The organism is Paenibacillus sp. A14, from assembly GCF_036864815.1.
Classification (GTDB): Bacteria; Bacillota; Bacilli; order Paenibacillales; family Paenibacillaceae; genus Fontibacillus; species Fontibacillus sanfengchensis.
On record NZ_JBAGJD010000031.1, the window covers coordinates 1 to 1,051 of the forward strand.

Below are 1,051 nucleotides of genomic sequence, written 5' to 3' on the forward strand. Positions count from 1 at the left end.
CAACACCCGAAGTCGGTGAGGTAACCGCAAGGAGCCAGCCGCCGAAGGTGGGGTAGATGATTGGGGTGAAGTCGTAACAAGGTAGCCGTATCGGAAGGTGCGGCTGGATCACCTCCTTTCTATGGAGAATCGTTCTCTGCAACGAGAACATTCAAATAGCTAACCTTGAGTTAGCAAACTTACTCACTCGTTGGTCAGTTTTGAGAGTTCAACTCTCGCGCGTTTGGTGGCGATGGCGGAGGGGTTCCACGCGTACCCATCCCGAACACGACCGTTAAGCCCTCCAGCGCCGATGGTACTTGGACCGAAGGGTCCTGGGAGAGTAGGACGTTGCCAAGCGCACCCCTTAACAGGGTTTGCAATTGAATAATTGATTATGGGCCCTTAGCTCAGCTGGTTAGAGCGCACCCCTGATAAGGGTGAGGTCGGTGGTTCGAGTCCACTAGGGCCCACCATTCACTCCATAATCGAAACTTGAGGCTGGAGTTATATATGGGGCCATAGCTCAGCTGGGAGAGCGCCTGCCTTGCAAGCAGGAGGTCAGGAGTTCGATCCTCCTTGGCTCCACCATACAACATCACTTCCATGACTTACCGGTTGAACGGTAAGGCAGGAGATGATAAGATAGTCTTCCGCCGGTAAAACGGCGAAAGAATCTGCTGAAATATTGGACATCACCTTGTGTGATTGTTACAACATTTCGTCATTGATCCTTGAAAACTGGATAACGAAACGAAATTTGCGTTTTAGAAACAACTCTTTTAGCTGAACTTGTGTTTAACAAGTTTAATAAAGGTAGTGACTACAGAGCGAAGGTTTTGGGATGACCGAACTTTAGGTAGTGCGCGGCTGCTTGCGAGAGCAAGTCAGTAAGCGACGAACGAGGAGAGGACAGCGCAAAACCGGAGCGAATTGGTTAAGCTGCTAAGAGCACACGGAGGATGCCTAGGCGCTAGGAGCCGAAGAAGGACGTGGCGAACAACGAAACTGCCTCGGGGAGCTGTAAGCAAGCTTTGATCCGGGGATGTCCGAATGGGGAAACCCGGCTGGA

At 51.4% G+C, this 1,051-nt stretch carries 2 tRNA genes and 3 rRNA genes; all 5 read left to right on the plus strand.

Annotated features, from left to right (window positions below):
• Positions 1–119: ribosomal RNA gene (locus V4U88_RS26885) — 16S ribosomal RNA — on the plus strand; the annotation flags it as partial.
• A gap of 103 nt (positions 120–222) precedes the next feature.
• Positions 223–339: ribosomal RNA gene (gene rrf / locus V4U88_RS26890) — 5S ribosomal RNA — on the plus strand.
• Between the two features lie 39 nt (positions 340–378).
• A tRNA-Ile gene (locus V4U88_RS26895) sits at positions 379–455 on the plus strand.
• Between the two features lie 39 nt (positions 456–494).
• Positions 495–570, plus strand: a tRNA-Ala gene (locus tag V4U88_RS26900).
• Positions 571–914: 344 nt separating this feature from the next.
• Positions 915–1,051: ribosomal RNA gene (locus V4U88_RS26905) — 23S ribosomal RNA — on the plus strand; the annotation flags it as partial.